Annotated in this window: 20 protein-coding genes, 2 pseudogenes and 2 riboswitches; of the genes and pseudogenes, 10 read left to right on the top strand and 12 right to left on the bottom strand. The window is 65.9% G+C overall.

The genetic code is table 11. The features are described from left to right. Window positions 1–72: 72 nt before the first annotated feature. Window positions 73–2,268: an LTA synthase family protein gene (locus tag ACVWY1_RS19125; RefSeq protein WP_277504508.1), complete on the top strand. Its 2,196-nt coding sequence runs from the start codon at window positions 73–75 to the stop codon at window positions 2,266–2,268. A 26-nt stretch (window positions 2,269–2,294) separates the two neighbouring features. Here the strand turns inward: ACVWY1_RS19125 and ACVWY1_RS19120 are convergent, their stop codons facing one another. Continuing rightward, window positions 2,295–3,620 carry a sigma-54 dependent transcriptional regulator gene (locus ACVWY1_RS19120; RefSeq protein WP_277504510.1) on the bottom strand — a complete coding sequence of 442 codons (1,326 nt, stop codon included), beginning with the start codon at window positions 3,618–3,620 and terminating at the stop codon, window positions 2,295–2,297. A 333-nt stretch (window positions 3,621–3,953) separates the two neighbouring features. On the opposite strand from ACVWY1_RS19120, the gene ACVWY1_RS19115 reads away from it, so the two are divergent. Next, complete coding sequence (locus tag ACVWY1_RS19115; protein WP_028690802.1) at window positions 3,954–4,220, top strand: hypothetical protein; 267 nt, start codon at window positions 3,954–3,956, stop codon at window positions 4,218–4,220. A 104-nt stretch (window positions 4,221–4,324) separates the two neighbouring features. Here the strand turns inward: ACVWY1_RS19115 and ACVWY1_RS19110 are convergent, their stop codons facing one another. Genes ACVWY1_RS19110 through cobW form a run of 4 tightly spaced genes read right to left on the bottom strand, consistent with a single transcriptional unit; the run spans window position 4,325 to window position 10,826 of the window. Beyond that, a complete protein-coding gene (locus ACVWY1_RS19110) occupies window positions 4,325–4,939 on the bottom strand; it encodes a vWA domain-containing protein (protein WP_277504516.1) in 615 nt (204 codons plus the stop codon). A gap of 53 nt (window positions 4,940–4,992) precedes the next feature. Continuing rightward, complete coding sequence (locus tag ACVWY1_RS19105; RefSeq protein ID WP_277504517.1) at window positions 4,993–5,991, bottom strand: ATP-binding protein; 999 nt, start codon at window positions 5,989–5,991, stop codon at window positions 4,993–4,995. Between the two features lie 2 nt (window positions 5,992–5,993). After that, on the bottom strand, window positions 5,994–9,755 hold the full coding sequence (gene cobN, locus ACVWY1_RS19100) for a cobaltochelatase subunit CobN (RefSeq protein ID WP_457378633.1): 3,762 nt from the start codon (window positions 9,753–9,755) through the stop codon (window positions 5,994–5,996). 3 nt (window positions 9,756–9,758) lie between these two features. After that, the gene (gene cobW / locus ACVWY1_RS19095; protein WP_046855331.1) at window positions 9,759–10,826 is read right to left on the bottom strand and encodes a cobalamin biosynthesis protein CobW; all 1,068 of its coding nucleotides are present in this window, start codon (window positions 10,824–10,826) and stop codon (window positions 9,759–9,761) included. Window positions 10,827–10,927: 101 nt separating this feature from the next. Then, a riboswitch (cobalamin riboswitch) is annotated at window positions 10,928–11,124 on the bottom strand. A gap of 61 nt (window positions 11,125–11,185) precedes the next feature. After that, a riboswitch (cobalamin riboswitch) is annotated at window positions 11,186–11,408 on the top strand. A 100-nt stretch (window positions 11,409–11,508) separates the two neighbouring features. Here cobW and ACVWY1_RS19090 point away from each other — a divergent pair. From ACVWY1_RS19090 to ACVWY1_RS19060, 7 genes are all read left to right on the top strand, one after another. After that, window positions 11,509–11,694, top strand: a complete 186-nt coding sequence (locus tag ACVWY1_RS19090) for a CbtB domain-containing protein (protein ID WP_046855330.1) — start codon at window positions 11,509–11,511, stop codon at window positions 11,692–11,694. Between the two features lie 10 nt (window positions 11,695–11,704). Then, window positions 11,705–12,394 carry a CbtA family protein gene (locus ACVWY1_RS19085; protein WP_367858659.1) on the top strand — a complete coding sequence of 230 codons (690 nt, stop codon included), beginning with the start codon at window positions 11,705–11,707 and terminating at the stop codon, window positions 12,392–12,394. After that, window positions 12,394–12,804 (top strand): cobalamin biosynthesis protein, encoded by a 411-nt coding sequence (locus ACVWY1_RS19080; RefSeq protein ID WP_457378632.1) that lies wholly within the window; start codon window positions 12,394–12,396, stop codon window positions 12,802–12,804. Before ACVWY1_RS19085 ends, ACVWY1_RS19080 begins: the two co-directional genes overlap by 1 nt. A 28-nt stretch (window positions 12,805–12,832) precedes the next feature. Continuing rightward, window positions 12,833–13,585 (top strand): precorrin-4 C(11)-methyltransferase, encoded by a 753-nt coding sequence (gene cobM / locus ACVWY1_RS19075; RefSeq protein WP_110702179.1) that lies wholly within the window; start codon window positions 12,833–12,835, stop codon window positions 13,583–13,585. Window positions 13,586–13,649: 64 nt separating this feature from the next. After that, window positions 13,650–13,892 (top strand): DUF1272 domain-containing protein, encoded by a 243-nt coding sequence (locus ACVWY1_RS19070; RefSeq protein WP_102682448.1) that lies wholly within the window; start codon window positions 13,650–13,652, stop codon window positions 13,890–13,892. A 186-nt stretch (window positions 13,893–14,078) separates the two neighbouring features. Next, window positions 14,079–14,693: a response regulator transcription factor gene (locus ACVWY1_RS19065; RefSeq protein WP_102682447.1), complete on the top strand. Its 615-nt coding sequence runs from the start codon at window positions 14,079–14,081 to the stop codon at window positions 14,691–14,693. A 3-nt stretch (window positions 14,694–14,696) separates the two neighbouring features. After that, entirely contained in the window at window positions 14,697–17,954 is a 3,258-nt protein-coding gene (locus ACVWY1_RS19060) for a transporter substrate-binding domain-containing protein (RefSeq protein WP_457378631.1), read from the top strand. Here ACVWY1_RS19060 and ACVWY1_RS19055 read toward each other — a convergent pair. Together ACVWY1_RS19055 and ACVWY1_RS19050 are read right to left on the bottom strand one after the other, a co-directional pair. Then, window positions 17,929–18,348, bottom strand: a pseudogene (locus ACVWY1_RS19055) (methyl-accepting chemotaxis protein); the annotation flags it as partial. The gene ACVWY1_RS19060 and the pseudogene ACVWY1_RS19055 sit on opposite strands and share 26 nt — an antisense overlap. 117 nt (window positions 18,349–18,465) lie before the next feature. After that, window positions 18,466–19,182 (bottom strand): annotated as a pseudogene (locus ACVWY1_RS19050) (PAS domain-containing protein); the annotation flags it as partial. A 357-nt stretch (window positions 19,183–19,539) separates the two neighbouring features. On the opposite strand from ACVWY1_RS19050, the gene ACVWY1_RS19045 reads away from it, so the two are divergent. Next, entirely contained in the window at window positions 19,540–19,926 is a 387-nt protein-coding gene (locus ACVWY1_RS19045) for a VOC family protein (protein WP_110702188.1), read from the top strand. Here the strand turns inward: ACVWY1_RS19045 and ACVWY1_RS19040 are convergent, their stop codons facing one another. The 5 genes from ACVWY1_RS19040 to ACVWY1_RS19020 are packed head-to-tail and all read right to left on the bottom strand — an operon-like array spanning window position 19,927 to window position 24,073. Then, on the bottom strand, window positions 19,927–21,300 hold the full coding sequence (locus tag ACVWY1_RS19040) for a sensor histidine kinase (protein ID WP_457378630.1): 1,374 nt from the start codon (window positions 21,298–21,300) through the stop codon (window positions 19,927–19,929). Next, window positions 21,297–21,959, bottom strand: a complete 663-nt coding sequence (locus ACVWY1_RS19035) for a response regulator (protein WP_110702192.1) — start codon at window positions 21,957–21,959, stop codon at window positions 21,297–21,299. Before ACVWY1_RS19035 ends, ACVWY1_RS19040 begins: the two co-directional genes overlap by 4 nt. 2 nt (window positions 21,960–21,961) lie before the next feature. Next, window positions 21,962–22,603: a tetratricopeptide repeat protein gene (locus ACVWY1_RS19030; protein WP_457378629.1), complete on the bottom strand. Its 642-nt coding sequence runs from the start codon at window positions 22,601–22,603 to the stop codon at window positions 21,962–21,964. Further along, window positions 22,600–23,406 carry an SDR family oxidoreductase gene (locus ACVWY1_RS19025; protein ID WP_110702196.1) on the bottom strand — a complete coding sequence of 269 codons (807 nt, stop codon included), beginning with the start codon at window positions 23,404–23,406 and terminating at the stop codon, window positions 22,600–22,602. Before ACVWY1_RS19025 ends, ACVWY1_RS19030 begins: the two co-directional genes overlap by 4 nt. Further along, the gene (locus tag ACVWY1_RS19020) at window positions 23,393–24,073 is read right to left on the bottom strand and encodes a TenA family transcriptional regulator (protein WP_457378628.1); all 681 of its coding nucleotides are present in this window, start codon (window positions 24,071–24,073) and stop codon (window positions 23,393–23,395) included. Before ACVWY1_RS19020 ends, ACVWY1_RS19025 begins: the two co-directional genes overlap by 14 nt. Window positions 24,074–24,077: the final 4 nt, after the last annotated feature.

Here is a 24,077-nt window from a genome sequence, read left to right as displayed (position 1 = left end):
GACTTTCCCGGCACCAGCCTGTTATCATCCGGCACAATTTTGTGACGGTTTAATGGCATTAAGGAAAGTTTCGTGAACAACCTGCTCGGTCACCCTCGCGCCCGCCTTGCCGCCCTGGCAATCCTGGTGCTGGTGATACCCCTGACCGCGCGCGCCCTGCTGGGCTGGTCCAACCCCTTTGGCTATCTGTCCGACCTCGCCATCGGCAGCCTGTTGGTCCTGCTCCTGCTGCGACGTCCCTGGTGGCTGGCCCTGCCGCTGCTGTTGGCCTGGGGCGGCCTGTGGGTGGCATCCGCCGAGCTGGTCAGCGCCGTCGGCAGGCTGCCCACGGTCGACGACCTGAGCTACCTGATCGACCCGCAGTTCATGGAGAACTCCACCGGCGGCGGGCTGGCCCATGCCTGGCTCCCCGCCGTGCTGGTCACCGGCCTTGGCGCCTGGCTGGCGAGCGTATGGCGATCGCCCCCCAGCGCGTCATTGCCACGACGACTCTGGGCCGTGCCCCTGGCGCTGTTCGGCCTGCACTGGGGCGGCCAGCAACTGGCCCCCTCGGACGCCGACCAATGGCGCCAGTACGGCCTCACCCACCAGGCGCTGTCGACGGCAGTGGGCAAGGTGCAGCATCAGGCCTTGAGCCGTATGGGCCGGGTGCCGGCAGTCACGGCGCTGTCCAGCGCCGGCCTTACCCAGTCCGACCTCAATGGCGTCAAGCTGCTCGACGCACCGGGCAAGGCACGCAACCTGCTGATCATCACCGTCGAGGGCATCCCCGGCGCTTACCTGCGCCCCAACCGCGAGGCACTGGGCAGCCACTACCAGCAGGACCTGATGCCCCGTCTCAGCCAGTGGGCCGAGCGCGGCATGAACACCCCCGACTATGTATTGCACACACACCAGACCATTCGCGGCCTGTACGCGATGCTCTGCGGTGACTACGACAAGCTGGCCAACGGCACGCCCAAGGGGGTCGAGCTGCTGACCCAGCAGCAACGCAACCAGGCCTGCCTGCCGGCCCAGCTGCGCGAGGCCGGCTTCGCCACCCATTACCTGCAAGGCGCCGGGCTGCGTTTCATGGCCAAGGACCGGATCATGCCGCACATCGGCTTCGACACGGTGCATGGGCTGGAGTGGTTCGCCAACGACAACTACCTGGAATTCCCCTGGGGCAAGGATGATCGCGCGTTCTTCGAAGGTGCGCTCGACTACGTCGGCGAGCTGCGCAAGCAACCAAAACCCTGGATGCTCACCCTGCTCACGGTCGGCACCCACCAGCCCTATTCGGCGCCGGAGGCCTATCTGCAACGCTTCGATACACCCAAGCAGGCTGCGGTGGCCTACCTCGACGATGCCCTGGGCAGCTTCCTCGACGGTCTCGCGCGCCAGGGCGTACTGGAAGACACCCTGGTGATCGTCACCTCCGACGAATCCCACGGCATCGATGGCGTGCGCCTGGCCTCGGCCTGGGGCTTCAACCTCACGCTCGCACCGGAGCAGGCCCAACTGCCCAGGCTCAAGCAAGGCACCTACGGCCACGTCGACCTGAGCACCTCGCTGCTCGACTATTTTGCCCTGCCGATCCCTGCTGCCCTGGCCGGGCGCTCGCTGTACCGCGACTACGACAGTGGCCGCGAGATGATCTCCTATACCAATGGCATGCTGCGCTACCACGACGGCCAGGGCACCCTCAGCGAGTGCGATTTCCAGCAACGCTGCCGGCGCTATGCCAGCCCCGGTTTCATTGCCGACCAGGCCAAATTCGTCGGCCGTGGGGACGGCAGCCTCGGGCGGCAGATAGGCCTGCTGGCCGCCAGCCTCGACCAGTCGTTGCTGCAGACTCCGCTCAACCTGCGCTACCAGTTCGGCGGTCCCTCACCCATTGCCCTGGCTGAGCGCATCAAGGATGACTGGGCCGACAACCTGATCGGCGCGCAATACCTGGAGATGCCCGAAGGCACCCGCACCCGGGTACGTCTCAAGGTGCGGGCGCTGGACCCACGCCATGCCGCCTACATCCGGCTCAAGGCCAAGGAGCTTGAGCAGGATGTGCAGCTTGGCTTGCCCGAAGAGATTCGGGTAACGGCCGATGAGCCGCTGGAAATGCAGTTCGACTTCGACAACCCCACCGTGCGCAAGGCGTTTTCCTTCCACCTGTTGGGGTATGGTGGCGGCGAGGTGGAGGTCAGCGACTTCAGCGTGATCACCGAGCTGCCCGACGAGCCGGAGACGATGGAGGAACTGGCGGACGGGCATCTTGCCCAGTCGAGCTGAGGCCCCGCAATCGGGAGCGTGGTTGCTCAACGAATCTGGTGCTTGTGCAACAACCGGTAAAACGTCGGCCGCGACACACCCAGCACCTTGGCCGCGATGCTCAGGTTGTCGCTGTGCCGGTTCAGCACATCGCACAACGCCTGCCGCTCGGCGCGGTGCTTGTAGTCCTCCAGCGTGCCCAGCGGCTGGTCCTGCTCCTGCAGGTCCTGCAAACCCAGGTCCTGGGCCTCGATCTGCCGGCCTTCGGCCAGCACCAGGCCACGCCGCACCCGGTTGGCCAACTCGCGCACATTGCCCGGCCACTCGTGCCGGCCCATGGCCGCCAAGGCACCGTCGCTGAACGAACGTGGCCGCCTGCCCGTCTCGGCGCTGTAGAACTGCGAGAAATGGCTGGCCAGCATCGACAGGTCGCCATGCCGGTCACGCAGTGGCGCGGTCACCACTTGCAGCACATTCAGGCGGTAGTACAGGTCTTCGCGAAACCGCGCCAAGGCGATGGCCTTTTCCAGGTCCACATGGGTCGCCGCCAGAACCCTGACGTCGACGGCGATGGGTTGATTGCTGCCCACCCGTTCGATGTGTTTTTCCTGAAGAAAGCGCAGCAGGTTGGCCTGTAGCTCCAAAGGCAGGTCACCGATCTCGTCGAGAAACAGGGTGCCACCATTGGCCGCTTCGATGCGCCCCACCTTGCGCTGGTGGGCCCCGGTGAAGGCACCCTTTTCATGGCCAAACAGCTCGGACTGGATCAGGTGTTCCGGTATGGCCCCGCAATTGATGGCAATGAACGGTTTGTCCCAGCGTTGTGATTGCCGGTGCAGGGTGCGCGCCACCAGTTCCTTGCCGGTTCCGCTTTCGCCACGGATCAGCACTGGCGACTCGGTCGGCGCCAGCTTGCCGAGCAACTTGCGCAACTCGCGGATCGGCCGGCTTTCGCCCAGCAGTTCGTGTTCGGGCTCATCGACCCGCACCGCGCCCTTGCCGCGCAGGCGTGCCATGCCAAAGGCACGGCCCAGGGTGACCTGCACCCGGGAGACATCGAACGGCAACGTATGGAAGTCAAAAAACCACTCGCAGACGAAATCTCCGACATTCTGCAGGCGCAGTTCCTCGGCGCTGAGCACGGCGATCCACTCGGTATTGCTGCGCTTGATCAGGTCCTTGAGCGCTTCGGGGTGCAGCAGGTGCGAGGCTTGCAAGCGCACCAGGCCAACATCGCAGGGTTGCTCCAGCGCCGCCTCGAGCGTGCAACTTCGGACATCCCAGCCGACACTGCGCAAGCCCGGCAACAGGCGGTGGCAATCGTCGCAGGGGTCGACGATCAGCAGGCGGCGGTGGGATGCAGGTTCAAGCATGACCTTTCCTTGGCGCCAGTTATTGGTTTTTTACCTATAAACAGACAGTTGCGACGCCCGAATTAACAGTAGCAATGAACTTGACGCTCCCCACTACCGTTGGTCAGCCCGCCAGCCGTGTGCTCGGCACACTCGGGAATTATCTCAACCCTTGCGCGTCTGAGGCGGGAGCGACACGCACGGGCGAATGAATCGTCAATAAAAAATTTCAAAACCTTGTGACTTGAACCCTGACCTGGAGCATCAGTACAAATAACCCCGCGCTGTAGAGTGTTCAGGAATAACGCCGCGGAACAATATTTCGCTGTTTGGGACCATGAGAGAGACCGAACCATGAATGCCCCGCTCCGTGTCAACGAAGCACTGCTGATCGCCGACCACGCCTTCGAACCCTTCCAGTGCGTAGCCTGGGATGCACCCAACGGTACTGGTGAGCTGAGCCTGGCAGTGATCGACCGGACCAGCACCCGTATCGGCAGCAAACAAGTGTCCTCGCGCGTCTATTCCGACCCTGCGCAATGGGCCAGTCTGATCGAGGAAGTGCGCGCCGAACTTTCCGGCAAAGGTTACGACCTGCAACCCTGGTCGATGCCAAAGTAACAAGGCTGCCTGTTACAAAGTGCGTGGCTGCCACGCACTTTGGCAACTTTCCCCAAATACGGGGATAACTTTTTCAATTGCGACATCCTGTCGCAGCTGCCTGCTTAATTGATCACGCTGAACTGCTCGATATGCCGATATTCGGCATGCAGTTGTTCGGCCAGTTGTCGTGCGCGGCCCACACGCACCGCCGCCATTTCCATATCCACCAGCAACGTGCCGCACGGTAACGGCTGCAACTGCGCCGCCGATTGCAGGCGACCATCGGTCAGCACCAGGCAACGCTGGGTCTCCAGGGGCAGGCGCTTGCCCCGCGCCAACAACCAACGACGCGCCTCTTCCAGCGCCGCCGGCAACGGCGTGCCACCGCCCGCCCCCAGCGCCTGCAGCCAGGGCTGCAACGCCGCCGAGGCTTTCAGGCCATGCCGTTGCCATTGCGGCTTGTCGCCACTGGCCGTGAGCAGGGCCAGGCGTGCCCGCTGCCGATAGGCCTCATCGAACAGTCCGGCCAGCAGGCCCTTGGCCTGGGTCAGCGCCTGGTTGCGGCGGGTGGAAGCCGAGGCATCGACGATCACCAGCCAGAGTTCCGGCGCCTGTGCCTGGCGTTTTTGCCAGCACAGTTCGCGGCGCAGGCGCGGCCGCCCCTTGAGCAAGGTCGGCAGCCAGGCGATGCGGCCTGCCTCGGCCGCACGCGGGCGGCCCCGGGCGCTACCTGTCAAATTGCCGGCACGGGGTCTGGCATCCGCCGCCTGGGCGTGGCGCGAGCGGATGCTCAGGGCTTTTTTGCCCAGTTCGGCACCTCGCGGCGTGCGCCCGTCGCCACCGGCTGGGGCGGCAACGCGCCCCAGTCGCCCTGCCCGCCTTGCGCTTGCTGCGGCCGAGGTGGCTCGCCCGCCGTGGCGGCCTGCGCTTGCGGTGCGTGGGCGCGACGGCGATGGCGCAAGGCAAACTCGGCCACCGCCTCCACATCCGCTTCCTCGATCACTGTATTGCCACGCCAGGCGGCGTGGGCCCGTGCCGCGCGCAGCCAGACCAGGTCGGCGCGCATGCCGTCCACCCCGGCGGCAAAGCAGCGCTCGGTGATCCAGGCCAGGGCCTGGTCGTCCAGGGCGATCGACGCCAATTGCTCGCGCGCGGCCTGGCAACGCTGGCGCAGCTCGGCCTGCTGGGGTGCCCACTGGGCACAGAACGCCTGTGGGTCGCTGTCGAAGGCCAGCCGACGGCGAATGATCTGCTGCCGTGCTTCGGGCGCGGGCAGGCCCTCCAAGGCCACGTTCAGGCCAAACCGGTCGAGCAGTTGTGGCCGCAGCTCGCCCTCCTCCGGGTTCATGGTACCGATCAGCACGAACCGGGCGGCGTGCCGATGGGAGATGCCATCGCGCTCGATGCGATTGGTCCCGCTGGCAGCTACATCCAGCAGCAGGTCCACCAAGGGATCGGGCAGCAGATTCACTTCATCGACGTACAGTACGCCACCGTCGGCATGGGCCAGCACACCCGGCGAGAACCGCGCCTGGCCCTGGCTCAAAGCGGCATCGAGGTCGAGGGTGCCGACCAGACGCTCTTCGGTCGCCCCCAGTGGCAGGGTCACGAACGGCCCGCCGCCCAGCAGGTCGGCCAGGCCCCGTGCCAGGGTGCTCTTGGCCATGCCCCGAGGGCCTTCGATCAGTACGCCACCGATTTTCGGGTCGATCGCGGTCAGGCACAGGGCCAGCTTGAGGTCGTCGGCGCCGACCACGGCGGCCAGGGGAAATTGTACGGGTTCGCTCATGTTCAGCTGTCTTCCTCGCCGGCGAGCAACTGCTGCTCGAGGCTCTCGCGATAGTCGCCCGGCTCCTGCCACAACCCGCGCTGCTGGGCTTCCAGCAAGCGCTCGGTAAGGTCGCGCAGGGCTTCGGGGTTGTGCTCGCGCATGAAATCACGGGTGGCCGGGTCGAGCACATAGGCGTCGGCCAGGCCCTGGTAATGATGGTCGTCGATCAGGTGGGTGGTGGCGTCGAAGGCAAACAGGTTGTCGACCGTCGCCGCCAGCTCGAATGCACCTTTATAGCCATGACGCTTGGCGCCGTCGATCCATTTCGGATTGAGCGCGCGGGCACGGATCACTCGGTTGAGTTCTTCCTTCAGGGTCCGCACCCGCGGCCGGTCGGCCTGGCTGTGATCGCCGTGGTAACTGGCCCGCGAGGTGCCGGCCAGGGTTTCGGCGGCCGCCAGCATGCCGCCCTGGAACTGGTAGTAGTCGTTGGAGTCGAGCAGGTCATGCTCGTGGTTGTCCTGGTTCTGCAGCACCGCCTGTACCTGCGCCAGGCGCTGGGCGAATGCGGCGCGGGCCGGCGTGCCCTCGTCGCTGGCGCCGTAGGCGTAGCCACCATGGTTGAGGTAGACCTCGGCCAGGTCGTCGCGGCTGTGCCACAGGCGCCCGTCGATGGCGTTCTGCACGCCCGCTCCGTATGCCCCCGGCTTGGCTCCGAACACCCGCCAGCCGGCCTGCCGCGCCGCCTGCTCCAGCGCCATGCCGGCGCCGAGCAACGCTTCACGCTCGGCGCGCACCCGGGCGGCCAGGGGGTTCAGCTCGTCCGGCTCGTCCAGCGCGGCCACTGCCTGCACCGCGGCGTCGAACAGGCGGATCAGGTTGCCGAAGGCGTCACGGAAGAAACCCGACACCCGCAGCGTCACATCCACCCGCGGCCGGTCTAGCAGGCTCAATGGCAGGATCTCGAAGTCGTCAACCCGCTGGCTGCCGGTGGCCCACACCGGACGCACGCCCATCAGCGCCAAGGCCTGGGCGATGTCGTCGCCACCGGTGCGCATGGTCGCCGTGCCCCACACCGACAGCCCCAGCTGACGCAAGTGGTCGCCGTGGTCCTGCAGGTGGCGCTCGAGGATCAGGTTGGCCGAGGCGAACCCCAGGCGCCAGGCCGTGGTGGTCGGCAGGTTGCGCACATCGACGGTGTAGAAGTTGCGCCCGGTGGGCAACACGTCCAGGCGGCCACGGCTGGGCGCGCCACTGGGCCCGGCCGGGACGAAACGCCCGGCCAGCGCGGCCAGCAGGCCGTCGATCTCGGCGGCGCCACAGGCGTCCAGGTCCGGCGCGATCTGTTCGACCAGCGCCTGCAACACCTCGCGTACCGGTGCCCAGCCGTCTTCATCCGGCAACGCCGCAGCCCCTTGCAATGCCTGCTCGATCAATGTCAGCGCGAGGCACTCCAGACGCTCACGGGTATCACCACAGGTGCGCCATGCGCTGTTGTCGAGTTGCAGCAGCAGGCCCGGGCGCGGCCCGTCCCAGGCCTGCCCCAGGTCGCAGTCCAACGGATCGAAGCCCAACGCCAAGGCCTTGGCCAGCACGCGAATCAGGCTGGCATTGCCGCCCTTGCCATCCCCCCGCGCCACCCGCACCAGGGCCAGCAGCGTGTCGCTGCGCAGGCGCCCCTGGGGCGACTGGCCGAACACATGCAGGCCATCGCGGATCTGCGACTCCTTGAGGTCGCACAGGTAGGTATCCAGGCGCGGCAACCACACCGCAGCATCCTCCAACTGCCCTTCAAGCTGCAGTTCGCGGTCGATGTGGTTGGCCTTGACCAGTGCGAGGATGTCGCGCTGCAACTCGTTGGCGCGACGTGGATCGAGCAACTGCGCTTCGTAGTACTCGTCGGCCAGCTGTTCCAGGTGGCGCAGCGGGCCGTAGGTCTCGGCGCGGGTCAATGGCGGCATCAGGTGGTCGATGATCACCGCCTGGGTGCGTCGCTTGGCCTGGGCGCCCTCGCCCGGATCGTTGACGATAAATGGATAGATGTTGGGCAGCGGCCCGAGCAACGCGTCCGGCCAGCATTCGGCGGACAGCCCCACGCCCTTGCCTGGCAGCCATTCCAGATTGCCGTGCTTGCCGACATGGATCAGCGCATCGGCGGCGTAGCCGTTGCGCAACCAGAAGTGGAACGCCAGGTAGCCGTGCGGCGGCACCAGGTCCGGGTCGTGGTACACGGCGCTGTGGTCCACCTGGTAGCCCCGCGCCGGCTGGATGCCGACGAAGGTCAGGCCGTAGCGCAAGCCGGCGACCATCATGCGCCCGCTGCGGAACATCGGGTCCTGCTCGGGCGGCCCCCAGCGCTCCAGCACGGCGCGCTGGTTGGCCTCGGGCAACGCGGCGAAGGCGCTGTGGTAGTCGGCCAGGGCCAGGCTCTGGGCGCAAGGGCGCTGGTCAAGGTGATCGAGGTCGTTGGTGACACCGCCAAGCAACTGATGGATCAACTCGGTGCCGCTGTCGGGCAGGCCGGCTACCGGGTAACCCTGCGCCTGCAGGGCCTTGAGGATATTCAACGCCGCGCCTGGGGTGTCGAGGCCGACACCATTGCCGATGCGCCCGTCGCGAGTCGGGTAGTTGGCCAGCACCAGGGCCACGCGCTTCTCCTGGTTGTCCAGGCGCGCCAGTGTCACCCAGCGCCGCGCCAGTTCAGCGACGAAATCCATGCGTTCGGGGTGGGCGCGGTAGCAGACCACGTCGGACTGGCTGCGCTCACTGCGCCAGGCCAGGTCCTTGAAGCTCACCGGCCGGGTGATGATGCGCCCGTCCAGCTCGGGCAAGGCGATGTGCATCGCCAGGTCGCGGGCGCCGAGGCCCTGCTCGCTTTGCTCCCAGCCGGGCTGGTTGTCCTGGGCGCAGATCGCCTGCAACACCGGCACGTCGCGACGCAGCGGGCGCAGATTGGGCTGTTCGGGGCTGGACAGGGCAAAACCTGTGGTGTTGATCACCACCTCGGCCTGCACTTCGTCGAGCCAGGCCTCGACCTGGTCCAGGCACGCGCGTTCCTTGAGGCTGGCCACGGCGATCGGTAAGGGATTCAAGCCGCAAGCCTGCAGGCGCTGGCAGAACACATCGATGAAGGCGGTGTTGGCTGCCTGCAGGTGGGAGCGATAAAACAGCAGCGGCGCCACTGGATACTCCGGATGCCATTCGGCGTACCAGTCCTCGAGCCGTGCGCTGGCCTTGGCCGGGTGGTAGACCACCGTGCGCGGCAAAGGCTGCGGCTCGTCCCAGGGGTAGGCGCGCCCCAGCCACTGGCTGGCCAGGCAGTTGAACAGGTTCAGTGCATTGGCCTTGCCACCCTGGCGCAGGAAATGCCAGAGGCGCTCGGCCTGTTCACCGCCCACCGTGCCCAGTCCGGTCAGCTCCGGGTCGGGACGGTCGTCGCCGGGTACCAGGATCAGCTGTACGCCACGGGCCGCCAACTCGACCAGTTGTTCGACACCATAGCGCCAGTAACCGACACCGCCATGCAGCGACACCAGGATCACCTTGGCATGGCGCAGCACCTGGTCGACATACAGGTCGACCGAGGCATGGTTCTGCACCTGCATCGGGTTGGCCAGGCGCACGCTGGGGAAATCCGCCGGCAACTGCTCGGCGGTTTCGGCAAGCAGCGCCAGGTGTGAATCACCGCTGCAGAGGATCACCAGTTCGGCGGGGGTCTGGCCGAGGTCGGCGATGCTGTCGTCCGGCACAAAGCCGCCGGGCTGGGTCCGCAGCAGGTGCATGGGTCAGGCGCCCAGGGCCTGGCGCAGGCGCGCTTCCAGCTGGGTCGCGTCCAGGTCCTGGCCGATCAGCACCAGGCGGGTGATCCGTGGCTCCTCGCTGCGCCATGCACGGTCGAAATGCTTGTCGAAGCGGGTGCCCACGCCCTGGATCAGCAGGCGCATCGGCTTGCCGGGAATGGCGGCGAAGCCCTTGGCGCGCAGGATGCCGAACTCGGTAACCAGTTGCGTCAAGGCATCGAGCAGCAGGCTTTCGTCAGCCTCGGGCAGGTCGATGGAGATCGAGTCGAAGGCGTCGTGGTCATGGTCGTCATGGTCATCGCCGTCGTGATGGCTGTCGTGGTGGGTGCGGCGGCCGTCGATATGCGCCTCGGACTCGGCGCCCACGCCCAGCAGCACCTCCAGTGGCAGGCGGCCGCTGCTGGCCTCGATCACCTTGACCGCCGGCGGCAGTTCCTCGGCCACTTCGGCACGGACCTTGGCCAGGCCCTCGGCATCGATCAGGTCGGCCTTGTTCAGTACCACCAGGTCGGCGCTGGCCAGTTGGTCGGCGAACAGTTCGTGCAGCGGCGACTCATGGTCGAGATTAGGGTCGAGCTTGCGCTGGGCATCGACCTGGTCCGGGTAGGCGGCAAAGGTACCGGCGGCCACGGCCGGGCTGTCGACCACGGTGATCACCGCGTCGACCGTGCAGGCGTTGCGGATTTCCGGCCACTGGAAGGCCTGTACCAGCGGCTTGGGCAAGGCCAGGCCGCTGGTTTCGATAAGGATATGGTCGAGGTCGCCGCGGCGCGCCACCAGCTCGCGCATCACCGGGAAGAACTCCTCCTGCACGGTGCAGCACAGGCAGCCATTGGCCAACTCGTAGACGCGGCCATTGGCCTCTTCCTCGGAGCAGCCGATGCTGCATTGCTTGAGGATCTCGCCATCGATGCCCAGCTCGCCGAACTCGTTGACGATCACCGCGATGCGGCGGCCCTGGGCGTTGTCGAGCATATGGCGCAGCAAGGTGGTCTTGCCCGAGCCGAGGAAGCCGGTAACGATGGTGACGGGGAGCTTGGCCAGTGTTTTCATGTCGCGATGCCCTTGGCAGCAATGGCGCGGGCATGCAGGACGACAGCCACGGCCCGTGTCGGCCTGGCTGTTTCGCCACCGGATCACCCCGCCCGGTTGAAAGTCGAAAACGTTGCGAGGCAGGTCTCCTGGCTTGCACCGCCGGCCATCAAAGCCGGTGGGATGGCGCCTTCCCGCGCGTGCGCAGTGGCTGTGCCGAACCCTTCAGTGCCTACAGTTGCGGGGGCAGCCGCGGCTTGTACCGCGTTCCCGTCTTAGCCCGGGCCAGCGCCCGGGAACCTCGAACCGGCAAGGCTACGCAGTGCCTGCCTGGCGGTCAACCGCCGCGGCGATTGACGCAGGCCCGGCCCCGTGATTTGCTAGCGCATTGCGTTCAGGTGCCCCCAACGGGGGTGAAACGGGAAACCGGTGCGTCGCGCCTCCTTGAAGAGGGCGACAAGGCCGGTGCTGCCCCCGCAACGGTAAGCGAGAGAAGCGTCCAGACCACTGTGCCCATCGTGCGGCATGGGAAGGTGGCGCTTGATCGATGGAGCCCCGCTCCACCTCGCCAGCCCGGAGACCGGCCTGACATGCTTGCAGAACACCCCGCGGTGGGCGGGCGCTGTCGTATCACCTGGGCCAGCCGTGCCCGGGGGCGTCGCGCCTGCCCGTTGCCACAACAAAAGCAGCAGAGGAACGCGTCATGCCCATCACCCACGCCAAACCCAGTATCGCCACCCCCGTCAGTCTCAGCCAGCGCCTGATCGTCGCGGTCGGCGCCAGCCTGCTGGGCCTGTGCCTGGTGTACTTCGCCGGTTTCTCGCACATCGAGGCGGTGCACAACGCCGCCCACGACACCCGCCACAGCGCCGCCTTCCCTTGCCACTGAGTACACCCGCATGATCACGCGCATCGCCCGTACCGCGGGTTTCAGCGGCCTGCTCGCCGCCCTGCTGCTGACCCTCCTGCAAAGCTTCTGGGTCGCCCCGTTGATTCTCCAGGCGGAAACCTATGAAACCGCCGCCCCCGCCGCTGAACATCATGAACATGGCGAGGCCGCCGCGCCTCATGAGCACAGCGCCGAGGCCTGGGCACCCGAAGATGGCTGGCAGCGTATCCTGTCCACCACCGGCGGCAACCTGGTGGTCGCCGTCGGCTTCGCCCTGATCCTCGCCGCCCTGTACAGCCTGCGCGCCCCAGGCCGGGTGGCCACTGGTGCGCTTTGGGGCCTGGCGGGCTTCGCCGTGTTCTGCCTGGCGCCGACCCTGGGCCTGCCACCGGAACTGCCTGGCACCGCCGCCGCCGACCTTGGCCAGCGCCAGACCTGGTGGATCGGCACCGCCGCCGCCACCGCCGCCGGCCTCGCGCTACTGGTGTTCGCCCAGCACTGGCTGTTCAAGGTGCTCGGCGTCGCCCTGCTGGTGATCCCGCACCTGATCGGCGCGCCACAGCCAGCGGTTCATGAAAGCCTGGCCCCCGAGGCGCTGGAGACCCAGTTCAAGATCGCTTCGTGGCTGACCAACGCCGCGTTCTGGGTGGCCCTGGGCCTGCTCAGCGCCTGGTTGTTCCGCCGCTCCAGCCAGCACTGATGGGCGACCTTGCTCCCCAGCCGGCGTTGTATGCCGGCTTTGGTTGCCGCCGTGGCTGCCCGGTCGAAACGCTCGCGGTGCTGCTGCGCCAGACCCTGACCAACCACGCCCTGCCCCTGTCGGCGCTGAAGGCAATCGCCAGCATCGAACCCAAGGCGCGCGAGCCCGGCCTGCTGGCACTGGCCGAGCGGCTCGGGTTGCCGTTCATCTGCTTCGACAGCAGCCACTTGTCGACCTACGAAGCGCTGCTCAGTCAGCGCTCGACAACGGTGTACGCCCAGACCGGCTGCTGGGGCGTCGCCGAAAGCGCAGCCCTGGCCCTGGCCGGCCGTACCGGCGTTGCGCCGCGCCTGCATGTGCCAAGGCAAAGGCTCGGCGGCGCTACCCTGGCCCTGGCCATCGGCGGATAATCCGCCTCTTTACCTGCAAGGAACCTCCATGACGGTCTATTTCATCGGTGCCGGCCCCGGCGATCCCGAGCTGATCACGGTCAAGGGCCAGCGCCTTGTCCGACAGTGCCCGGTAATCATCTACGCAGGCTCGCTGGTACCTGCTGCAGTGCTCGAGGGGCATCAGGCGCACACCGTCATCAACAGCGCCGAGCTGCACCTGGAGCAGATCATCGAGGCCATGCGCCAGGCCCATGCCAACGGCCAGGACGTGGCCCGCGTGCACAGCGGCGACCCTAGCCTGTACGGCGCCATCGGCGAACAGATCCGCCACCTGCGTGAGTCGGGCATCGATTACCAGATCATCCCCGGAGTCACCGCCACTGCCGCCAGCGCCGCGCTGCTGGGTTGCGAGCTGACACTGCCGGACGTGGCGCAGACGGTGATCCTCACCCGCTACGGCGACAACTCGCCGATGCCCGCCGGTGAACAGCTGGCCGATCTGGCCCGCCATGGCAGCACCCTGGCCATCCACCTGGGTGTACGCCACCTGCCGCGTATCGTCGAGCAACTGCTGCCCCACTATGGCGCCGACTGCCCCATTGCCGTGGTCCATCGTGCCACCTGGCCAGACCAGGATTGGGTCAAGGGCACCCTGGCGGACATCGTCGAGCGCCTGGCAGCCAAGGGCTTCCGGCGTACCGCGCTGATCCTCGTCGGTCATGTCCTGGGCGATGCCCCGTTCGCCGACTCGGCCCTGTACCGCGCCGGTCACGCCCATCTCTACCGCCCCGGCCCGTGAAGCGATTGCCGAGTGAGCGTGGGCGGCGCACACTGGGCCTTCCAACTGGATGGAAACCCTGCCCATGCTCGACCTGCGCCCCAACTGCGAATGCTGTGACACCGACCTCCCTCCCGAAAGTCCGGATGCGCTGATCTGTTCGTTCGAGTGCACCTTCTGTCGTGCCTGTAACGAGCGGCATTTCCATGACCGCTGCCCGAACTGCGGCGGCCAACTGGTGATGCGCCCCACTCGTGTGGGCAAGGTACTGGGCAACAACCCCGCCTCCACCCAGCGAGTGCTCAAGCCGCACGCCCCCTGCGGCTGAGCGCTTGGACCCAAACCTTGTTTGTAGGAATTTTCTACAGCTTGTTGCGGGATTTTCAACACACCTATACTCGCCTATTACCAAGGGTCCTGAATGTCCGTAAGGTGCGCGCTGCCCAGCAAGTCCGCGGCCCGCGCCTGAAATGCAACGCAGGAAGCGGGCTGCACTTTGACAGGAGTGACCTGAATGACATCCGTGCTGTTGGTCGATGACCACCACATTGTGCGACTCGCCGTACGCATGCTGCTTGAACGCGAACGCTTCACCGTCGTGGGTGAAACCGGCAAAGGCAAAGAGGCCGCCCGCCTGGCCGAGCAGACCAGGGCCGATGTGGTTATCCTCGACATCGGCCTGCCCGACCTCGACGGCATGGAAGTGATCAAGCGCCTCAAGCTGATCGACCCGCCCCCACGGATCATGGCCCTGACCGGCCAGCCCGCCGACCTCTACGTGCGCCGCTGCATGGACGCCGGCATCTCGGCCTTCGTCAACAAGGACGAGGACCTCGATGCCCTGGTCTTCGCCCTCAAAGCCCTGGTCAAGGGTTACTCGACCTTTCCGCAGATGGCGGTCAACAGCAATACCCTGGAAAGCGAGACCGAGCGCCTGGCACTGCTTTCCAACCGTGAAATGGAAGTACTGCGCCGGCTCAGCGCCGGCCAGAGCAACAAACTGATCGGCGAGCAGATGAACCTCAGCGCCAAGACCATCAGCACCTACCGCGGCCGGATCATGGAAAAGCTCAAGGTCGAGTCACTGGTGGAAATGGTCGACCTGGCCAAACGCAACAACGTGGCCTGAATCATGATCAAGGGCGCCCTGCTGTGCCTGCTGCTGGCCACGCTGACGTCTTTGCCCGTACAGGGTGAGCCGCACAGCGAAACTCGCCATCTGCTGGCCCGCGCCCTGAGCGCGGCGCCTCCCTTGACGCTGGCGGCAACCGACCGACAGTGGCTTGCTGAGCGCGGAGGCCTGGTACTGGGCAGCTCGCGCCCCGACTATCCCCCCTTCGACATCAACAACAGCCAGTCCGACTACGAGGGCCTGAGCGCGGACTACGCCGGCCTGATCAGCGAGCAGTTGGGCGTGCCGGTCAAAGTGCGTCGCTATCCAAGCCGCGAGCAGGCCCTGGATGCGCTGCGCGCTGGCGAAATCGATCTGCTGGGCAGTTCCAACGCTTTCGAGGCCAACGATGCACAACTGGCTCTCAGTCTGCCCTATGCCGATGACCTGCCAGTTATCGTATCGCGCAAGGACCAGCCCCTGCGCGACGGTGACGACCTGGCCGGCCTGCGCCTGGCCATGGTGGATCATTACCTGCCCATGCAGGCGGTGCGACGCCTCTATCCCGGCGTCCAGCTGAACCTCTATCGCTCGACCCTCGCAGGGGTCGCCGCCGTGGCCCTGGGTCAGGCCGACGCATACCTGGGTGACGCCATCAGTACCGACTATGCAATTGCCAAAGGTTTCCAGGAAACGGTCAAGGTCGATCATTTCGTCAAGGCCCCGGCCAGCAGCTTCGCCTTTGCCCTGACCCAGGACAACCAGCGCCTGCTGCAACTGGTCGACCTGGCCCTGGGGCGCATCGCCGACAGCGAACGACTGAACATCCTGCGCCGCTGGGCTGGCGGCGGCACCAGCCTGCTGCTTGACCGTCGCCTCGATGCCCTGACCCAGGAGGAGCGCGACTGGATCGCGAAACACCGGCAGATCACGGTGATGATCAACACCACCCTGGCGCCCCTGAGCTTCACCGACGCCCAGCAGCAACCACGGGGTATCGCCCTGAACCTGCTGGAGCGTATCGGCCTGAGCACCGGCCTGCGTTTCAAGGTGGTCGAGTCGGAGTCGTTCGAGGACATGATCGAGCAGGTCGCCCAGGGCAAGGCGGACATGATCGGCGCCATCGGTTACGGCGAGCACCGCGCCCAACGCCTGCGCTACACCCGCCCCTACATGATCAGCCCGCGGGTTCTGGTGGTCCGCCAGGATGCAGCGCCCCTCGATCCGCAGCAACCGCTGCGAGGACTACGGGTGGCCTTGCTGAGGGGATCGCCCTTGCGCGAAGGCCTCGAACGGCAGTACGGCGACCTGCGGACCGTCGAGGTGGAGAACCCCCTGCAGCTGATGGAGGCCGTGGCCAACGGCGATGCCGATGTCGCCCTTGGCTCGCACATCAATGCCAGCTATTTCATCAACCAGGTGTTCAAGCACCGCCTGCGCATTGCCGGCCTGCACGGTGACGAGCCGGCCCTGGCGACCTTCGCCGCAGGCCCCGCGCAGCCGCAATTGCAGGCAATCCTCGACAAGGCCTTGCTAAGCATCCCACCCGACGAGCTGGAGCAACGGGTCAATCGATGGCGAACCAACACCGCAGTCAGCGACAGCCCCTGGCGCAACTACCGCACCCTGGCGCTGCAAGTACTGGTGCTGGCCGCCCTGCTGCTGGCCGGCGTGGCGTTCTGGAACACCTACCTGCGCAAGCTGATCCACCAGCGTAGCGAGGCCCAACGCGCCCTGCAGGAACAACTGGCACTCAGCCGCGGATTGCTCGAACAGTTGCGCCAGGCCAAGGACGATGCCGAGCAGGCCAGCCGGGCGAAAAGCACCTTCCTGGCAGTCATGAGCCACGAAATCCGCACACCGATGAACGCAGTCATCGGCCTGCTCGAGATGGCACTGGAGGACAGCCAGCACGGCCATAGCGACAGCCAGGCGCTGGAGGCGGCCCACGGCTCGGCGATTGGCCTGCTCGACCTGATTGGCGATGTGCTCGACATCTCTCGCATCGAGTCCGGCCACATGACGCTGCAACCGGTAGCTTGCGATCTGGTCGAGCTGATCAGTGCGACCCTGCGGGTTTTCGAAGGCAACGCACGCCTCAAAGGGCTTGCGCTGGGTGCGCTGCTGCCCACCTCGCCCACTTGGCTGCTGGTCGATCCGCTGCGTTTCAAGCAGGTGCTGTCAAACCTGCTGAGCAACGCGATCAAGTTCACTGACCAGGGCCGGATCGACGTGTCGCTGGCTGTCGCCCCGATTGATGCCGGCCTGCTTGAGGTCAGGCTGCAAATCAAGGACAGCGGCGTGGGGATCAGCAGTAGCGATCAGGCACGTCTGTTCACCAGTTTTTCCCAGGTCGATGGCCGGCAGGCACGCCAGGGGGCGGGCCTGGGCCTGGTGATCAGCCGCGAGCTGTGCGAGCTGATGGGGGGCGAGCTGCACCTGAACAGCATCGAGGGCCTGGGCACCCAGGTCGAAGTGCATCTGCGCCTGCCAGGCGCCGAGCCTCCTGCCACCGAGCCTGCCGGCAAGGCCTTGATCGAAGCCGGTGCTGGCCCGCTGCAAGTCCTGGTCGTGGATGACTACCCCGCCAACCTGTTGCTGCTCGACAAGCAACTGCGCTCGCTGGGTCACCAGGTGACCCTCGCCGACCAGGGCATGGCCGCGCTGTCGCTCTGGCTGGACGGCCATTTCGATGTGGTCATCACCGATTGCAGCATGCCGGTGATGGACGGCCATGAGTTGGCCCGCCAGATTCGTGCACGGGAGCGCGAAGAAAACCTGCCCGCGGTTCGAATCATCGGCGTGACGGCCAATGCCCAGGCCGAGGAACGCCAGCGCTGCCTGGACAACGGCATGGATGAATGCCTGTTCAAGCCGATCGGCCTGCAGGCACTCAAGGCCTGCCTGCCGCGGGCCGCAGAGGCGCCCCGCGCCAGCGGCTTCGACCTGGCGCAACTGCGTCACCTCACCCAGGACGACGATCGGCTGGTCAAGCGCCTGCTGGAGCAACTGGCACAAAGCAGTGCCGAAGACCTCCAGGCATTGCATGCACTGGGCGCCAACCCGCCAGCCGAAGCCCTCGCCCCGGTAGTCCATCGAGTCAAGGGCGGTGCGCGGATGCTCAAGGTCAGGGGCGTGAGGCAGGATTGCGAAGCGCTGGAGCAGGCCATAGCCCTGGGGCAGCCGGTTGAGCAACGGCTCGCCCAGTTACGGTCGAGCCTGCATACCCTGGAGCTCGAACTGCGCCAGAGCCTCAGTGCAATTGAAGGGTCGAATTGATCTGGCTGATGGCGTCCACCACGTGCCGCGAACCCTGCTGGATCTCCATGATCACCGTACCGGCCTCGTTGGCCAGTTCCACACCCAGGCCAGTACGGGTCAGACTTGACTGCATGCTGGCCACGGCGGTCAACGACAGGTCATGGTTCTGCCGCACCACTTCGACGATCTCCAGGGTCGCCTTGCTGGTGCGCGCCGCCAGGTTGCGCACCTCATCGGCGACCACGGCGAAGCCACGGCCATGCTCGCCGGCCCGGGCCGCCTCGATGGCGGCATTGAGCGCCAGCAGGTTGGTCTGGTCGGCGATGCCGCGGATGGTCAGGACGATCTGCCCGATCACCTCGGACTGTTTGCTCACCGCGTCGATGGTGCGGGCGGCGTCGTTGAGTTCGCAAGAGATCTGCTCGATCACCTCGACCGCCTGCTGCACCACCTGTGTCCCCTTGCGCGCGCAGGCGTCGGTCTGCACCGAGCTGGCATGGGCAGCGTCGGCGGCAGTCTGCTGGGTGCTGACCTGGCGGGTAATGTCGCTGGCGAACTTCACCACTTTGTACAGGCGGCCCTTGTTGTCGAAGATGGGGTTGTAGGACGCCTCGAGGTACACGGTCTGGCCTTGCTTGTTGACCCGTTCAAAGCGATGGGAGTGGTACTCGCCACGGTTGAGCGAGGCCCAGAAGTCGCGGTACTGGGCCGACTCGCGCTCGTGCGGCAGGCAGAACAGCCCGTGATGGCGCCCCACCACCTCCTCAAGGCGATAGCCCATGGTATCGAGGAAATTCTGGTTGGCCTTGATCACGCGCCCGGCCGGGGTGAACTCGATCACTGCCATTGAACGGCCGATTGCCTTGAGCAGGCTTTCGCTCTCGTGCTCCTCGATCACGTGGCGGGTGATGTCGGAGGCCACCTTGATCACGCTGGTCACCTGTTGGCGTTCATCGATCACCGGCATGTAGCTGGCCTCCAGCCACACCTCGCGGCCCGCCTTGTCCAGGCGCTCGAACGTACCGCTGATGGCCTTGCCCTCGCCAAGTTCGCGCCAGAGCTGCTGGTACTCGGCGCTCTTGGCGTAGGCCGGGTCGCAGAACAGCCGATGGTGCTTGCCGCGGATCTCGTCGGCGCTGTAGCCCATGGTCTTGCAGAAGTTCTCGTTCGCCTCGAGGATCGTGCCATCCGGCGCGAACTCGATCATCGCCATGGAACGGCTGATCGCTGCCAGCTTCGCCTCCATGCCCGCCAAGGCCTGCCGGCTGCGCTGAATCTCGATCAAGTCGGACTTGCGATGGTACTCGAACATGGACCGGGCCTCCTGTGCTCACGGAATGTCCTGAGCATAGATCGGCGCTGAAGGCATGCAAGCGATCTGATATCACTTTCGCATTAGGCATTTGCGCCGTCTGTCCGCTGGTCATTCGGTTTTGCGGATACGCATCGATACAAACACCTAATGACAATTGCACTGCGTCTAAAACGAACAGGAACTCTCGATTTCACCGCCCATCTTCGAACGCACTGTTTGAATACATCCTGAACAACAGATGGTCAGGGATGTGCTTTGCTAGAGAGAGGAATCAACGGAGCTAGTCTGATGAAGATCGTAGTCACCAGCATCCTCGTCGACGACCAGGCCAAGGCCCATGCCTTCTACCATCATGTCCTGGGCTTCGAGCCCAGGCACGACATCCCCATGGGCAAGTACCGCTGGCTCACCCTCACCTCCCCCAATGATCCCAATGGCGTCGAGTTGCTGCTCGAGCCCGATGCCCATCCTGCGGCGAAGGCCTACAAGGCGGCGCTCAAGCAGGACGGCATCCCTGCCACCTCGTTCGGGGTGCGCGATATCCATGCCGAATACGAGCGCCTGTGCAAGGCGAACGTGCAATTCACCCAGCCACCCACCGACATGGGCCCGGTCACCGTGGCGGTCTTCGATGACACCTGCGGCAACCTGATCCAGATCGCCCAGCGTCACTGATCAGGCCTGCGCCGCCGGCAACCGCAGGGTGGCGCACAACCCCCGCGGCGAGGCATTGTGCAATTGCACGCTACCGTCCAGGCGCTCGATGACGGTGCTCACGATCGACAACCCCAGACCGGCGCCATTGGGCGCGTCCTTGCTGTAGAAACGCTCGAATACCCGCTCCAGGTCGGCCGGATCGATACCAGGGCCTTCGTCCTGCACTTCCAGCACCAATGCCTGTTCCTCGCGGCGCAGGCCCACCCGAACCCGCCCCCCAGAGGGCGAATGGTCCACCGCGTTGGTCACCAGGTTCTGCAGGGCAATGCCCAGTGCGCCGGCATCGCTGTACAACCGGTAGTCGACCCCTTCGGCGATCTCCAGGGAGGGTTCCTGACCACGTTCGAGAATCCACGGGGTCAGCTCCGCCAGGGTCTCGGTGACCAACACAGCGAGGTCGACTTCAGTCCAGTTGCGCTGCGCCAGGCGGGGTTCCAGGCGGGCCAGGGTCAGCAGCTGGTTGACCACCCGGGTCAGGCGGTCGACACCGCCGATCAGATACCCCAGGGCCTTGTTGCGCTCCGCCTCGCCGGTGGCGGCCTGGGCGTTCTGCGCGTGCAGGCGCAGGATCGCCAGCGGCGTGCGCATCTCGTGGGCGGCATCGGCAATGAAACGGTGTTCTCGGCGCAGCAATTGCTCGATCTGCGCCAGCAGCCGATTGATCGCCGCCTGCATTGGTTCGAGCTCTTTGGGCAACGGCACCAGCTGCAGGGGGGCCAGGGACTCGGCGTGACGGCCACGGATCACCTGGGCCATGTTCTGCAACGGCTGCAGCCCCCAGCCGATGGCCACCCAGACCAGCAGCGCCAATGCCAGGCTGCCGAGCAGAAACGGCATCAAGGTGTGACGCACGATCCTGTCAATCAGGTCGTAGCGCACATCGTTGCGTTCCCCCACCCAGATCAGCCAGTGCTTCTCCGCCACCGGCAGCACAAAACCACGCCATCGCTGGCCCTGCACCAGCATGTCGGAAAACCCCGGCGTGCTCGGTGGCACCGCGAATGCGGGCGCGCTGGGGGTACGCACCAGCAAGGTAGCGCGGTCGTCCCACACCTGAAAGGCCAGTTTGCTTTCGTAAGGGTGGCCGACCCGGTGCCGCCCCGCCTGGCTCAGCGCCTCGTCGAATGCCTGGTACAGCGCCTGACGGTTCTGTTCCTGCACCGGCAGGCTCATCACCCCCTGCAGCAGGCGAGCGTTCTGCGCCAGATGGGCATCGTATACTTCGGTGATTTCATGCCGGCTGTCGTGGTAGTTGTACAGCGCCAACAGACCGCTGCCGAGCAGCAGCAACAGCATGACCCGCCACAGCGTGCGCTGGCGCAACGAACTCATGCGCGCCCCTCCACCAGGTAGCCGATACCGCGGACCGTGCGGATCAAGCCGTTGAACAGTTTCTTGCGCAACTGGTAGATGTTGACTTCAAGGGTGTTGCTCTCAGGCTCCTCGTCCCAGCCGTAGAGCAACTGGGTCAGGCGCTCGCGGGTAAAGACCTTGCCCGGCTGGGCAAGCAGCTCGTGCAGCAACAGGTACTCCTTGGGCGTGAGTACTACCGGCTGACCGTTGTAGCGCACCTGCTGGGTCGCCGGATCGAGGCTCACGCCGGCATGCTCGATCAGCACCCGGGCGCGCCCTGCGCTGCGCCGTAGCAGAGCGCGCAGGCGGGCCTTGAGTTCGTTGAGGTCGAAGGGTTTTACCAGGTAATCGTCGGCACCGGCATCGAGCCCGGCGATACGATCCTCCAGCCCATCGCGCGCGGTGAGGATCAGCACCGGCATGGCGTTTTCCGCGGCGCGCAGGCACCGCAACAGCGCCAGCCCATCCAGGCGCGGCAACCCCAGGTCCAGCACCAGCACGTCGAAGGTCTCGACGCTCAGCGCGTGCAACGCACTCTGGCCATCCTGCAGCCAGTCCAGGGTGTAGCCCTCCAGGCGCAGGCCATCGCAGATCCCCTCACCCAACGCGGCGTCATCCTCAACCAGTAGCAGGCGCATGCTCAGTCCTGTTTGTCTTCGATGGCCTTGAGTAAAGCATCGATTTCCCCGCGCCGGCCCTGGTCTGCCAGCGTGCGGCCTGGCCGCGGCGCGGCGCGCAGGGCCTTGTCCAGGGCAGTGCGGGCTTCACCATAACGGTTCTGCCGGTACAGGTGGTCGGCCCAGAAGTAGTTGCTGTCGATACCATCGGGGTTGATCGCCAGGGCCTGGCGCAGCATCGCTTCGGCCTTGTCCTGGTCGCCGAACCCCAGGGGCCAGCCCGGTACCCGGTCGTACAACGCCCCCAGGCTGGTGTAGGCCGACCCTTGCAGGGCCTTGGGGTCCAGCGCCAGCGCCTTCTCCAGGCTGGCACGGGCGGCCTTGACTTTGCCCAGCGCGCCGAGCCCGCCGGTGGCACCGGCCCAGCTGCTGTTGACGATACCCTCCCAGATCAACGGCTCCGCCGAGCCCGGGTACTGACGGACAAACCCCGCCGCGTCCACGGCCAGCGCCTCGAAGGCTTTGGCGCGCTGCCCTTCGGGCAGTTGGTACTGAATCTGCGCCCAGCGCTGTTGCACCTCGCTCAGGCGTTGGTTGCCGGCCTGGTCGAGGGCCCAGACAAAGGGCGAAAAGGCCAGCACACTGGCCAATAGCAGACGTTTCATTTGCCTGACTCCTTGCCCGGATGGGCGCTAAAGCGGCGAATCAGCGGCAGTTGCTTGCGCAGGGCACGATCAACCAGCCCGGGCAGCATGCCGTTCAAGCGCACGAAGAGTTTTTCCGGCCAGCCCAGGTACAGCTCGCTGCGCTCGGCCTGGACCGCGTCGAGCACCGCGCGGGCCACATCCCGCGGCTGGTCCACGCCCACCTTCAGCGCCTGGTTGAGCGCCGTGGCGGCATTGCTGTTCATCGCCGTGCGCGTTGCCCGTGGCGCGGCGTACAGCACATTCACCGGGGTGTCGGCCAGTTCGCGGCGCAGCGCTTCGGAAAAGCCGCGCAGGGCGAACTTGCTGGCGCAGTAGGCGGCATAGCCGGGGTAGCCGATCGAGCCATAGGTGGAGCCAACATTGACCACCAGAGCCCTAGGCTGATCGCGTAGCAGTGGCAGGCAGGCACGGGTCAGTTGCAGCGCGGCCTTGAGGTTGATATCCAGCAGCTCGTCGAGCGCCGCCTCGTCAAGCTGGTCGAGCAAGGCGAAGCGATTGATCCCGGCGGCGTTGATCAGCACGTTGACGCCCCCCATGGACCGCGCGGCTGCCAGCACGTCCTGGCGACTCTGGGCACAGCGCAGGTCGGCCGCTTGCCAACGCAATTGTTGCGGAAAACGGTTCATCAACTGCGCCAGCTGGCCCAGGTGCCGGCTCACGGCCAGCACCCGTGCGCCAGCGACACATAGCTGCTCGGCCAGTTCCAGGCCGATCCCGCCACTGGCCCCGGTCAGCACCACCACGCAGTCAGGCAAGCGCATGCCGCACCTCGCTCTGGCCTGCCCGTGGCAGGTGCTGGAACATTTCGCTGTACAGGCGGTACACCACCTTGGCGGCATGGATCACCGCCTGCTGATCGCCACTGTCGTCCAGGCGATCCATCAGGCTGCGGTAGGTCACCATATGGTCCTGGTCGAGGGCGCCATGGGAATTGAGGTAGCTGAACGCTTCGTCCGGGAGCCCCAGGCTACCCTGTATCCTGCCGGCGGCCTGGGTGGCCAGGGCGATACTGGTACCCTCGAGTACATTGACCATGCCGAACAGCCCCACCGGGTTGCCCCGGGCGATCAGGTCGTAGAGGAAGGCGACCATCAGCTCGATCGACAACGCAGGACGACCGTCGCGGACCTTGTCCGGGTCACCGCCACAGGCGGCGATGTCGTTGAGGATCCAGCGTTCGTGACCGTATTCCTCGTCAATGTATTCACACACGGCGCCACGCAGCCACTCCAGACGCGGCGGCAGACGGGCGCCACAGGCCATCATCAACGGAACGGTATGGCGCACATGGTGGTAGGCCTGGGCCAGGAAGGCCACATAAACCTCCACGCTCACCACCCCACCCAGGGCATCGCGGATCACCGGGACACCGAACAGCGCTTCGCGCTCGCGGGCGGTCTGTGCTTGCAGGTTTTCGAAAAAGGACATGGCG

Source organism: Pseudomonas sp. TE6288, from assembly GCF_054062095.1.
Note: the sequence above shows the minus strand (reverse complement) of the source record. Positions and strands in the feature narration are given on the sequence as shown.